The organism is Vibrio sp. 2433-A1, from assembly GCF_056726085.1.
In genome coordinates, this window is the sequence record NZ_JBRESC010000012.1 from 102,123 (window position 1) to 115,344 (window position 13,222).

Below are 13,222 nucleotides of genomic sequence, written 5' to 3' on the forward strand. Positions count from 1 at the left end.
TATTAAGCTATTTGTAAATTCCATTTGAGAACATTAGCAAATATTGTGATTCATTCAACATCCAAATCATCTAATCAATGGGCTTCCAATGACTTGGAGCCGTCAAACCCCACTGTTCCATAGCCACCTGAGAATAAATAGCACTACCCTTGTTTTCAATCTGAATCGGCATACTGCTAGCCGACTCTCCACTTACAATTCTATTGACTAAACTGGCCGCCATCTCACCTTGGCTGAAACCATAAAGTACGATTCCCCCTGCCGCTTTGCCTTCGCCCACAGCAAAATCCCAAAAGGCAAAAAGAGGTAAAGGCGAGTTCTTACTTGTCCAATTGATCACTTGGGTAGACGGTACATTTTTACCAGTCTCATCGACCAGAGTATGGTACAGGCCAATAATAATCACGCTAACGCCTTCGTTTTTGGCATTCAAAACGCGTTCGCGCCACTCTTGCTTGGTGCCAATAGCGAGAATCTCCACATCAATACCCAAGCTTTCCTTAATTAAGCGATATTGGTTGTCTATGTGCTCTTTTGCGATTTGGGAAGTCACCCCTGAATCAAACATCACCCTAACTTTGAAAGGATCATCGGAAAATAAATTTCTTAGCTCACCCAGTGACTTAACAAATAGTGGCCTTTCTAACACGCCAGTGATTTTTGCTTGGCCTTTGTACTGACCAAAGAGGTGCCTAGGGTTGGAGTTAATGCCCAAGAACACAATCGATATCGCTTCATCATAAAGTTTAGGCAGCATGTACGCTAATGCATTGTCATCCCCTAGTATGACTATCTCTGGCTTGAGTTGCTTATACACTTCTAAAGCTTCATTTGCTTTGCGCTCATACTCACTCTTAGGAATCCGTTTAGTGTCCATCTGAAACGTTTCTAGTGTCACTGAAGGCAGCAAAGTTTTCTCTAACCCTCTGACATAGCTAACGTCCCACGGGTACTCAGCATGGTAGCTCTCGATTAATAGCACTTTGGTCGCAAAAGCGTTTGTCGTTACCACCATGAGTAAAACAACTAACAGACGCATAATGACCTCCTCTAAACTGTCTAGTAAGTGTAGTTGTGCTCAATGCTCTCTGCAGGATGATTGCCCCAGAGACTCTGCGGCAAGCTATACTCAAAAAAAACCATTGATTGAGCACCATGAGTCGAACAAAACAGATAGAAGAAAGTCAATCAAATCCTTTCTATAGCCGTATCGGTAGAAGAATCATGTTGATCATGGTTTTACTCAGCGGTGCGATTACGCTACTCACCACGCTATTACAGCTTTCATGGGACTACAAGAAAGAGTTAGATACCGTACAACAACGTCAACTCGAAGTCAGAGATGTCCACGCACCACTCATCGCGACCCTATTATGGGACTTTGACCTCATTGCACTTCAACAAGAAATTGATGGTCTAGTGAATTTACCCAGAGTAGATTATTTAAAAATCACAAGTGGTGACTACTCGTTTGAATCAGGTAAGGAAGTACTTACAAATTCCATATCAAAACAGTACCCTTTGGTCTACCACCACCCTAACACGGCTCGCTTTGAAGAAATTGGCCATGTACACATCCAATCCGACGCACAAGAGATATACAACAACCTCATATGGCAAGCGATCTATACCGTAAGTTTAAATGCAGCCAAGACCTTTCTAGTCTGCTTTATCATCTTAATAGTGTTCCACAAAAGCATTAACCGACGCATATTTTCGATTGCTCAGTACCTGCGCAAATACAACCCAAGACACCCAGCAAAGCCAATAAAGCTCGAACACTTACAGTGGATTACCGAAAAAGAAGATGAACTCGACTGGCTAGCGAACGAAACCAATAAAATTACCGATAACGTCACAAAGCTGTATCGGAACATTAAAAATGAGCAAGAGCGTTTAGCTGAATTCGCCCATATATCCTCCGATTGGCTATGGGAGACCGATGCTAGCGGAGCGCTAATTTATAGTTCAGATAGCATGCGTAGCGCATTAAAAATCGCTACAGATACCAAACCTATGCTTGAAGAGGTACCAGCATTAGCGCCCTGTAAGTCGCTCTGTCGCAAGCTAAAAAACCATTACAACATATCAATGTGCGAGGAAGTCCTAACCATCAATGGCAAGCAAGTTTTCCTACTATTTAAGGCAAAAGCTCGCTTTGACAAAGGGGAGTTCATTGGTTTTCGCGGCACCGCAATCAACATTACCGAGCTTAAGCTAACTCAAATTGAGCTCGAGGAACTAAACCAAAATCTAGAAAAGACTGTCGCGGTTCGCACTCAAGATCTTGAGCAAAGTATGCAGCAACTCAAAAAGACCCAAGAGCAACTGATCGAATCAGAAAAATTGGCTGCTCTTGGCGGTTTAGTCGCTGGCGTCGCCCACGAGGTCAATACGCCTTTAGGCATAGCGGTCACTGCAACTTCCATCATTCAAGATATTGTCAGCAAAGCAAATCAAGCCTTTACAGATCAGACGTTAACAACGGATCAATTTCGCTCGCAGTTAGAGGGCTTAACAGAAAGCAGTACAATGCTCGAACAAAACCTAAATCGAGCCGCTAAACTCATCAAAGACTTTAAACAAACCGCCGTAGACCAAGTGTCTGAGAGTCGTAGCCAATTTAATATCCAACAAGTTCTTGAGGCATTGGTCGCCAGTCTTCATCCCGAAACGCGAAAAGTGCCAGTTACGCCAATACTCGAAGGCGATACCTCGTTAGTAATGAACAGCCTTCCTGGGGTTCTGACCCAAGTGATATCAAATCTTATCATGAATAGCATCAATCACGCTTTTGACGACGTGGCTGAAGCGAAAATCACCATTCATTTCAAACAAGATAAAAACAACATCATTCTTGAGTATCGAGACAATGGTGCTGGTATTGATGCTAGCTTACACCAGAAAATTTTTGAGCCCTTCTACACGACTAAGCGTAGCAAGGGTGGCTCAGGATTGGGGCTAAACTTGGTATTTAACCTCGTCAAACAAAAGCTAAAAGGTGAGCTTGCTTTTGAGTCTGAGATTGGGAGCGGCGTCGTGTTTCAATTAATCCTTCCGAAGGAACTACCGTTAGAAATACCTCATCAATCTGGCAACGACTGACGCACAGCGATAAATTCATCCCAATTCTCAAGTAATAAATCCACCAGCTTAGGTTCGAAGTGTTTGCCCTTTTGGCTAATGATTTCTTGTTTAATTTTTTCATCGTTCCAAGGTTCTTTATAACTGCGCTTAGAACCTAATGCATCGAACACATCCGCCAGAGCAGCAATCCTGCCGCTAATCGGAATATCTTGACCCATTAAGGCGTTTGGATAACCACTTCCATCCCACTTTTCGTGGTGGTAAGCCGCGATCTCTTTCGCTTTGACGATCAAACGGCGTGTAGAACGGTCGAGGATTTCAACGCCATAATCAACGTGCTTTTTCATCTCTTCCCATTCAGTTGCGTCTAGCTTTCCGGGTTTATGGAGAATGGAGTCGGGCACCGCAACCTTACCTACATCATGAAGCGGCGCCGCATGTTTGATCATATTCGCTTCTTCATCACTAAGACCGTAAAGCAAAGCAAGCTTCTCACAAAAAATCGAGACCCGCTGCACATGTGCTCCCGTTTCTCTACTTCGTGCCTCCACGGCATTCGCAAGGCTATATACCAATTCTTTGGAAGTCTCACGAATATCCAACATCAAGTTTAAGTTTTCGAAAGTGAGGCCAATGTTTTGCATGTAGATTTCAAGCAGTTGAATGTCTAGCTCAGAAAGCACTTGATGGAAGTTGACATACAATAGACTATCGACACCCTGCTCATCATGGGCGTAGAAAACAAATGCATCACCAAAGTGTTGTGAACGGCGTTCCTCTAGAACGGTTTGGCAGCGACTCGCGACCTCTTCAGGTAACTTTTCAATCACGCATTCACTGTAACAGTCCACGTAGTCTCCTGTTGCTGCTAAGGTAAGGGCACGAGAAGGCTCTCCTTCCGGACGCGGTTTCACCACGCAGTAAAATGCAGACTTTTCCAACTGAAGTAATGACGTCAGTTGTTCTAAGACTGAAGAGGCGTAAGTTTGAAGTGTTGTGGTGTTTTGCACTTTGGCAGACGACTCAATGACTTTTTTCAATCCTGTCTTTTGCGCGTCGATTAGGCATAAATCTCGATAAGATCTCAACATGGAATAGAGCAATGTTTTTAGCTTTTGGATAGTGAGCTCGGTTTTATCTTTATAGTCATCAATTTCATACTCACGAATGACAATATCTTCCGGAGCCTGCCCAGCTTGCCCGGTACGCAGCACAACCCGAATTAATTTGTCTTGAACCTCATCTCGCAAATATTTTACCAGTTCAAGTCCTGCATGTTCGCTCTCCATTACAACATCCACCAGCGCAAGCGCAATAGAGGGATGTTGATGGTAGACCTGCTTGGCTTCTTGTGCAGAAAAGGCAGAAATAAGTTTCAGCGGACGGCCGTCAAATGAAAAGCCAGAGAGAGCTAAACGAGTGATTTGGTGCACCTGCTCATCGTCATCAACAAGCATGACAGTCCAAGGTTCAACTTGCTTATGTTGACTAGTAGAAGTATCAGTCTCGTTCTTATTGTAGTCTGCGAACAATTCCATTTGCTCATCCAATAAATATATTAGCCCTAACTTAGGTTTAGCACAGTTCTGACTATTTATGGGATTCGCCGCTCAACGCTTGAGAGCCACTCGTCACTATTTCTCGATAGGTTAGTTGTTAAGCGTCAGTACTGTTGAACGTTCAACAAGAGTCGGCTCTAGCTGAACCACCTGAGCGTCGGTAGAACCACCTTCAACCTTATTAAGCAACGCTTCGACAGCAGCCTTACCCAGGCGATATTTTGGTTGATGGATAGTGGTTAGCGAGGGAGTCATGAACTTGGCGATGTGAATATCATCATAGCCAATAATAGAGAGGTCTTGAGGAATCTGTATGCCTTTTTCATGGGCGGCGTTAATCACACCCATTGCCATCATATCGTTACAGACGAAGATAGCACTTGGTAGCTTTCCTTTGGCGTAGATGCGGTTAAAGGCGTCATAGCCACCTTCACATTCAAAGTCAGCTTCTGCAATCCAGTCAGCGTTAAATGCCAATCCTGCTTCGTTGATGGCGCGTTTATAACCTTCATAACGCATTTGGGCTTGATGCTTAACTAATGGACCAGTGATACAACCAATCTGCTTATGCCCACAATCAATTAAGTGCTTCGCGGCAAGGTAACCACCACGTAAGGAGTTGTCTTGAATCTTATCACTGGTAAACAACATTGGTCCCCAATCCATCACCACAACAGGAATGTCAGGGTACTGTTCAAAGACATCGATACGTTCGCCCTCAAGAGAGGAGCACATTAATATCAGTCCATCGACACGCTTTTGCAAAAGGGTATCAATCGAACCGCGCATGCGCTCGTTATCCCCTTCGGTATTGCATAGAATAAGGTTATAACCTTGATGGTAACAGCTGCGTTCGACACCTTTTACCACTTCACCAAAGAACGGGTTAGTTGATGTCGTCACCAACATCCCAATGGTTTTGGTGCGATTCACTTTAAGGCTGCGAGCAAGCGCGGAAGGACGGTAGTTGAGCTCTCTAGCGGCGCTGTTAACGCGCTCTGAGATCTCTTCACTGACGTATCGAGATTTGTTAATGACATGGCTAACCGTAGAAGTTGATACTCCGGCTAGTTTGGCAATATCCTTCATTGTCGCCATGTCATTCTCTCCATACTTGGGTCTTGGGTTAGATTCGTTGTTCTAGAAATTCATCCACTTCATCACGTGTCGGAATGGAGGTTTGAGCACCAAATCGAGTCACAGAGATAGCCGCTGCTGCATGAGCAAACTTAATTGCTGATTCTAAAGGTAAATCTTCTAATAGACCAGTAACTAATGCCCCATTAAAAGTATCTCCTGCCGCTGTCGTGTCTGTCGCGTCCACTTTGAAGCCAGGTATGAGCTCACCGCGACCATTTTGGCTTAACCACACGCCCTTAGCCCCTAAGGTAATCATCACTATCTCAATTCCCTTACGGTGCAGTGCATTCGCTGCTTCTTGAGCACTGTCGTTATCCGTTACAGTTACGCCAGTTAGCACTTCCGATTCAGTCTCATTTGGCGTGATCACATCTACACAGGCAAGCAGTGAATCGGGTAATTCACGCGCTGGCGCTGGGTTCAAAATCACGTTGGTGCGAGCTTCTTTTGCTACTTGCGCGGCTTTTTCAATACCACACATTGGTGTTTCTAACTGCATCAGCAAGTAGTTTGCTTGGCGAATGCGTTCAAGATCAGGCTCGATCGCTTCAGCGGTTAGCTTGGCGTTTGCTTCTGCTGAAATGCAAATACTGTTTTCACCGCTGTCTGACACTTGGATCATTGCAATCCCTGTCGGGCAATTTGGCTGCATTTTCACACCCGTGATGTTGATGTTATCCATCTTGAAGTTCTCACGAATATTAATACCAAACGCATCATCACCCACACAAGCAATAAAACCTGTATCTGCTTTCAAGCGAGCGGCAGCCACAGCTTGGTTCGCCCCTTTACCACCAGGAATAACTTGATAGTTTCGACCATGCAACGTCTCGCCTGGGCGAGGAAAAGAAGGCACTTGAAGAACATGGTCAGCGTTAACACTACCTAAAACCACTAACTTATTCATACGGTTATCCTCGGTTCTTTGTGAACCTTTTATACAATTTGAACAGGAGTAATAAGTTTGCGCTCTTTAATAGAACATAAGAACGCAAGCTTATTCACCCTCCCTCCCATACGACAGATAAAATGGGAAGGAAGGCAAAATTGCTACTTAGTAATGACTTTCAGAGGTACTGGGATGTAGTGCTCAACAGTTGTACCTTTCAATACTTTATCCGCTGTTTCGATACCTAGCGCACCAATCAGATCAGGCTGCTGTGCAATCGTTGCTGATAGCTTGCCGCGATTAACCGCTGCTATACCATCATCTGTACCATCAAAACCAACGATCATGACGTCTTTACCTGATGCCTGAACCGCGCGAAGAGCACCTAGCGCCATTTCGTCATTTTGAGCGAATACCGCTTGTACATCTGGGTTAGCCGCCAGTAGGTTTTCCATTACGTTTAGACCTTTAGTACGGTCGAAGTCAGCAGGTTGACTCGCCAGTACGTTCATATCACTACCTTTCACTGCATTCATGAAGCCTTCACCACGCTCACGCGCCGCTGATGTACCCGCAATGCCTTCTAATTGGATAACCTTCGCTTTCATACCCACTTTTTCGACAATGTAGTTACCCGCCATTTCACCGCCAACTACGTTATCAGACGCAATGTGGCTTACAACTTCACCACGGCTTGCGCCACGGTCAAGTGTCAACACAGGAATGTTAGAACGGTTAGCCATGCGAATCGCATTCGAAACTGCATCTGAATCTGTAGGGTTGATCAGAATCGCTTTCACGCCACGGATAGTAAGATCTTCAATGTTTGAAAGCTCCTTACTTGGATCATTCTGTGAATCTAGAACAATCAGGTCGTAACCAAGCTCTTTTGCTTTCGCTTCCGCACCATCTTTCATGGTGACAAAAAATGGGTTGTTCAGTGTCGACAGTACGATTGCCATCGTGTCTTGTGCCTGCGCTGAAACAGAAACGGTTGATGAAAGAAGTGCAGCAGAAATAAGAGTTGCGAGTTTTTTCATTGTGTTAGTCCTTGTGTAGGGTGGTCCGGAGTCCTTTCCTCCGAACCTGTTATGAATTAGGTATTTATGAGTTACTTATTTTTGTTATCCACCAGTACCGCAAGTAGGATTACCACTGCTTTTGCGATCATTTGGTAGTAAGAAGAAACATCAAGTAGGTTCAGAGCGTTGTTTAAGAAACCGATGATCAGTGCACCAATTAAGGTTCCCATGATACGGCCTTTACCCCCCATCAAACTGGTACCACCGAGTACAACTGCGGCAATCGCATCGAGCTCGTAGCCCATACCAGCGGTCGGCTGCGCAGAAGAGAGACGAGACGTAACGATAATGCCGGCAAGCGCGGCAAGAAGACCACAGATTGCGTATACACCAATCTTCACTCGATCAACGTTAATACCAGATAGACGAGTCGCCGATTCGTTACCGCCTAGAGCGTAAACATAGCGGCCAAAACGAGTGTGGTTAAGCACATACCAAACGGAAGCAAATACAATCACCATTAGCCATACCGGAACAGGAATACCCAGTGCGTAGCCTGTACCAAACCAAGCGAATGCGTCTGCCGTATCTGTAAAGCCCGTAGAGATTGGTCGACCATCGGTGTAAACCATGGTCACACCACGCAATAGCGTCATCGTCACCAGCGTTGCAATAAATGCTTGAACCTTACCTTTGGCAATGATCACACCACTAATTGCACCCAGCGCAGCACCGGCAAATAGAGCCGTCGGCACTGCGATAAGCACAGGCACTTCCATCGCAATCAAGCTCGCAGCAAATGCACCACAAAGAGCTAAGACGGAGCCGACACTTAAGTCGATACCAGCGGTTAAGATAACCAGCGTCATACCAACGGCAATAATCGCGTTAACCGATGTTTGGCGTAAGATATTTAGAATGTTGTCGACGGTGAAAAAGTTAGGGTTTAAAAACGACACCACGACGATTAAAAATAATAGCGCGATCAGAGACTTTTGCTCAATCAGCCATTCTTTGCTCAGCAACTTTTTGCTGTGTGAATCAGTTGGTTTGCTCATGGTATTAGTACTCATGCTGCTTCCTCTTTAATCTTTTTGCCTACGGCACAGGCGAGTAATTTTTCTTGATCGGCGTCTTTAGCATCAAACTCGCCACTAATACGACCTTCGTGCATCACTAAAATGCGGTCACTCATGCCTAACACTTCTGGCATCTCTGAAGAGACTAAGATGATGCTCATACCGTCGGCTTTAAATTTGTTGATCAGTTGGTAGATCTCTTTCTTTGCGCCTACATCGACACCGCGGGTTGGCTCGTCAAGAATCAATACTTTAGGTTTAGTCATTAGCCCTTTGGCAATAGCGACTTTTTGTTGATTGCCGCCTGAAAGGTTGCCAATAATTTGGTCTCTCGTCGGAGTTTTGATGTTGAAGAGTTTGATGAAGTCTTCAACTGCCACCACTTCGTCGCTATGTTGAATGCGACCGCCTTTGGTCAATTTATCTAGCGCGCATAAAGACATGTTTTCTTTAACCGAGAGCCCCAGCACTAAGCCATCGCCTTTGCGGTCCTCTGAAATATATGCAATACCATTGATTAAGCCATCTTGAGGACTGACCGGATTGATGGTTTTGTTACCAAGATTGATAACACCGCGCTCACTCGGTAAAGCGCCGTAGATGACTTTCATCAGCTCAGTACGACCAGCGCCCATTAAGCCCGAAATACCTAAGATCTCGCCACGTTTAAGAGTAAAGCTAACATCGTAAACACCAGATCCAGTAAGGCCGATGACTTCAAGGCAGGTGTCGCCATGAGTCACATCAATACGAGGGTATTGCTCATCCAGCTTACGGCCTACCATCATCTCGATCAGACCATCTTCATCGGTTTCAGAAACCTGGCATTGGCCGATGAATTTGCCGTCACGAAGCACGGTAATGTCATCACAGATTTCAAAAATTTCTTTCAGGCGATGAGAGATGTAAACAATGCCGCAGCCTTGAGCACGTAGCTCATTAATCACTTTAAACAGAGATTCGGTTTCAGTGTCCGTCAATGCATCCGTCGGCTCATCCATAATGATGACTTTAGACTTAAACGACAGCGCTTTAGCAATCTCTACCATTTGCTGCTCACCCAGACTTAAGTCGCCAAGTAAAGTTTTTGAACTGTGTTTGACGTTAAGGCGTGCTAGTAATTTGTCCGCTTCGTCGTACATTTTGCCCCATTGAATACCACCAAAGGTGCTAGTGAACTCGCGACCAAGGAAGATGTTCTCAGCAATAGTCAGTTCAGGGATCAAGTTAAGCTCTTGGTGAATGATGCTGATACCTGCTTGTTGAGAGTCTCGCGGACCTTTAAATGCGGCAGGTTCACCCTGATAGTGAATTGACCCAGCATCCATTGAGTAGATGCCCGTTAGCACTTTCATTAAGGTCGACTTACCTGCGCCGTTTTCTCCCATCAACGCCATCACGCGCCCTGGATAAACATTCAGGCTCGCCTTATCAAGCGCTTTCACGCCCGGAAAAGCCTTTTCAATCGAACTCAGCTGTAAGATGGCTTGAGTCATAATTATTCCTTTCTGTTACGAGCGCTAAAAAACCACACCAGCTTGAAATATCACATTCGCATACGGTGTGCATTCACCGGTACGAACCACCGCACGACTATTCGCCGTACGAGACTTAAACTCTTCATGGGAAACATAAGTCACTGAGATTGACTTTCCAGTCGCTTCGCTTTCTACTTTGATCTGATCCACAAGCGCATCATGATGCTTAGGGCTTACTGTGACAAACTCTTCAGCAATAACCACGCCTTCTATTTGGGACTCACTCATGATCACTTTGACTGTTTCGAGAAAAGAAGGGACACCATGAGTAAGCGCTAAATCGATACGCTGAACTTCATCAGGAATAGGCAAACCAGCATCACAAATAGTGATTTCATCAGTGTGGCCCAACGTAGCCACTAAGTAGGAAAGCTCAGAATTTATTAGGGTACTTTTTTTCATTTCATCGACCTATCGAATACACGTTCAAACCAGCGTGAGTTTCGTCGTTTCTATCGCTCTTGTTATTGAGAGAAAACTCATCGAAACGTTTCGATAGAATATTAATCGCTCATTGCAGAATTACGAGAGCGCAATTTATAGAGTGTGAATTTGATCCTCTTTGACGTCAGAGATCAGTCAAGCAAAGTGACCTACCTCACTCCATCGAAACGTTTCGATAGATCGTTTTTCACTGTTTTAATCTTTTACTTACACACATTTTTGGCTTTTTAGGTATAGTTGCGTCGAACAGAATTAGGAAAATAGAGATGAAGAAAATTACGTTAGCTTTATTTACATTATTAGCCCTAAGCGCATGTAAAGACGAAGTCGGCACGCAAGCATGGTGCGATAACATGGCAGAGACGCCAAAAAGTGAATGGAACGCTCAAGGCGCAGTGGATTACGCGAAACACTGCGTATTACAAGATGCTGTTGGTAGCGAAGCTTGGTGTAATGATCTTGAAGATACCCCTAAAGGTGACTGGAGCGCCAATGACGCTGCTAGCTATACCAAGCACTGTGTATTCTAAATAGAAAAGGTCTGATAGCGATATCAGACCTTTTTAAAAAGAGACTTTGAATACTGCCGCTACACGCGCTCTTCCAAGGCAATATTATTATTGGCCCACAGTAGTGCTTGAAGACGGTTTTTGGCATTAATTTTCTTGAAGATGTTGTGCAAGTGCGTTTTCACAGTATTTTCGCTGACAAACAACTCATCAGCAATTTGCACGTTAGATGCCCCATGACCAAGTAGACGCATAATTTCCTTCTCGCGTTTAGTCAGGTTGGCATAAGCTTGTGACGTGGTCACCGTATTAGCACAGCGGAAGTGTTCGATATAGTCTTGAGCAACCTTACGTGATAACCACATTTCGTCATTCATGATTTTATCCATGCCTTTCAATAACAACGAAACATCATCATCGATATAAAACACGCCGACTAAGTTTCGCCACTTAAACAGCTGGCTTGAAGGTGCTTCGGTTGGGCAGTTAAACACAATCTCTTTGATCGTCGATTTGCTTTGGGTCTTAGCATTGTTGTAGTACTCGAACTTTTCATCGTCTAAATAATGGAAGTCAATCAAAACCAACTCATCGATTTTTCCACCATTAGAGTCAAAAGTCCTCAATGCATCAGAAGAAACAATATTAACCTGTATAGGAAGGCCTTTCTCTAATGAATCTTTAAGCAGTTTAGACTGCATACTGATATCAGAAATAAGGGTGATTTGGTAAACATCATTGTTCGTCATAGCGGAAACCTCAGCGCATCTCTATCGGTGACTTAAAACTATCGTTTAGACACAAATAGTCAACATGTGGTTTAACTGTAGTTGATATGCAAACCATGAAACATTCATAATATTCATATAGTTGTAGTGCAATTCTTATTTGTGAGAAATATGTTAACTAGACTCATTTCGGACTAATGCGACTGGGGGCTTGACTAAAAGTAGTAGTGCTAAAATGAATGAACTCAATAACCCAAACGCTCCACCACTAGACTCACTACCCTGACTTGGTGTCGATTCGGCTTCAACTCTTGAGCTAAAATCATTATTGATCAGTGTTCGCACATCACCGGAGGTGACGACATAAGCTTTTGGTACTTCTTGGCCATTGATCACTCGACTGATCCACGCTTGATAATCATGTATATCGGTAAATACCGAGGTCACATCCACACTGGTATCACCACAAGTCGCAGGACCAAAACTGGTGATGCCAATTTGAATGTATTGACCACCGTTATACCAATAGACAGGGCCACCAGAATCACCGTTGCAGGTAGAGTTACGATACCCTCCCTGAATCGGTCCGGTAAAACACAAGTGGCTTGAGGTTAAAGCACTACCATAGATGGACTGACAAGATTGCGTACTGATATAGGTGAGGTCAGTCTGAAGTAGCTGAGTGCCACCCGCCACATTACCTTCGATATAACCATGACCAACCGCCTTATACTCATCACTGGCAGAGAATGCGTTATTGATCGTGGTGTTTAGTATCGAGGTGTAATCAGACACCGACAACGCCGTTTCTAACTCGATGATCGCGATATCGTCGCGCCACAAAGCACTAGCAGAATCAACGTAGCTATCGAGGTAATAAAATGCTTTCGCTTTTGCTTGTTGAGAGGAAAGAAAATTGCTCTCATCTTTCAGTTGAGGGGCAACGACAGTATGTAGCATTAGATCGTCATCACCGTAGATACAGTGGGCCGCTGTCAAAACATACCGAGAATTGATCATGGTCGCGCCGCAATATGGCGACGTGCTATAAAGGTTATCAGAGCGATAAAAGAGACTGGCAAATGAGGGATAGTTTACGATGTTCGCATTGGAGCCATTGACAATATATGGCTGAATTTCAACAGCATAATTGCAAGAGGAGTATATCAACAACCATAAAGGCCAATACAACTTAGGCATAACATTGAATCCCAGATGAACTGATCT

Annotated in this window: 12 protein-coding genes; 2 read left to right on the forward strand and 10 right to left on the reverse strand. The window is 44.4% G+C overall.

The features are described from left to right. Positions 1-70 precede the first annotated feature (70 nt). Positions 71-1,039 carry an ABC transporter substrate-binding protein gene (locus ACU01J_RS13610; RefSeq protein ID WP_481086190.1) on the reverse strand — a complete coding sequence of 323 codons (969 nt, stop codon included), beginning with the start codon at positions 1,037-1,039 and terminating at the stop codon, positions 71-73. Positions 1,040-1,155: 116 nt separating this feature from the next. Between ACU01J_RS13610 and ACU01J_RS13615 the strand changes: the two genes are divergently transcribed. After that, positions 1,156-3,105 (forward strand): PAS domain-containing sensor histidine kinase, encoded by a 1,950-nt coding sequence (locus ACU01J_RS13615; protein WP_481086191.1) that lies wholly within the window; start codon positions 1,156-1,158, stop codon positions 3,103-3,105. Here ACU01J_RS13615 and ACU01J_RS13620 read toward each other — a convergent pair. The 7 genes from ACU01J_RS13620 to rbsD form a co-directional block, all read right to left on the reverse strand. Further along, positions 3,087-4,625: a DUF3369 domain-containing protein gene (locus ACU01J_RS13620; RefSeq protein ID WP_481086192.1), complete on the reverse strand. Its 1,539-nt coding sequence runs from the start codon at positions 4,623-4,625 to the stop codon at positions 3,087-3,089. The genes ACU01J_RS13615 and ACU01J_RS13620 overlap by 19 nt on opposite strands. A 111-nt stretch (positions 4,626-4,736) precedes the next feature. Further along, positions 4,737-5,744, reverse strand: a complete 1,008-nt coding sequence (locus ACU01J_RS13625) for a substrate-binding domain-containing protein (protein WP_481086193.1) — start codon at positions 5,742-5,744, stop codon at positions 4,737-4,739. 28 nt (positions 5,745-5,772) lie between these two features. Further along, entirely contained in the window at positions 5,773-6,693 is a 921-nt protein-coding gene (rbsK, locus tag ACU01J_RS13630) for a ribokinase (protein ID WP_481086194.1), read from the reverse strand. Positions 6,694-6,836: 143 nt separating this feature from the next. Next, entirely contained in the window at positions 6,837-7,715 is an 879-nt protein-coding gene (gene rbsB, locus ACU01J_RS13635) for a ribose ABC transporter substrate-binding protein RbsB (RefSeq protein ID WP_004411320.1), read from the reverse strand. Positions 7,716-7,786: 71 nt separating this feature from the next. Beyond that, positions 7,787-8,770 (reverse strand): ribose ABC transporter permease, encoded by a 984-nt coding sequence (rbsC, locus tag ACU01J_RS13640; protein WP_481086195.1) that lies wholly within the window; start codon positions 8,768-8,770, stop codon positions 7,787-7,789. Beyond that, a complete protein-coding gene (gene rbsA / locus ACU01J_RS13645) occupies positions 8,767-10,272 on the reverse strand; it encodes a ribose ABC transporter ATP-binding protein RbsA (RefSeq protein WP_481086196.1) in 1,506 nt (501 codons plus the stop codon). Before rbsA ends, rbsC begins: the two co-directional genes overlap by 4 nt. A 24-nt stretch (positions 10,273-10,296) precedes the next feature. After that, positions 10,297-10,716, reverse strand: coding sequence for a D-ribose pyranase (gene rbsD / locus ACU01J_RS13650; protein ID WP_481086197.1), 420 nt, complete (start codon positions 10,714-10,716; stop codon positions 10,297-10,299). A gap of 308 nt (positions 10,717-11,024) precedes the next feature. On the opposite strand from rbsD, the gene ACU01J_RS13655 reads away from it, so the two are divergent. After that, positions 11,025-11,288, forward strand: a complete 264-nt coding sequence (locus ACU01J_RS13655) for a DUF3012 domain-containing protein (protein WP_134837163.1) — start codon at positions 11,025-11,027, stop codon at positions 11,286-11,288. 59 nt (positions 11,289-11,347) lie between these two features. Here ACU01J_RS13655 and ACU01J_RS13660 read toward each other — a convergent pair whose 3' ends face one another. Both ACU01J_RS13660 and ACU01J_RS13665 read right to left on the reverse strand, forming a co-directional pair. After that, positions 11,348-12,016 carry a LuxR C-terminal-related transcriptional regulator gene (locus ACU01J_RS13660; RefSeq protein WP_481086198.1) on the reverse strand — a complete coding sequence of 223 codons (669 nt, stop codon included), beginning with the start codon at positions 12,014-12,016 and terminating at the stop codon, positions 11,348-11,350. A gap of 153 nt (positions 12,017-12,169) precedes the next feature. Next, on the reverse strand, positions 12,170-13,195 hold the full coding sequence (locus ACU01J_RS13665; RefSeq protein ID WP_481086199.1) for a S1 family peptidase: 1,026 nt from the start codon (positions 13,193-13,195) through the stop codon (positions 12,170-12,172). Between the last annotated feature and the right edge of the window lie 27 nt (positions 13,196-13,222).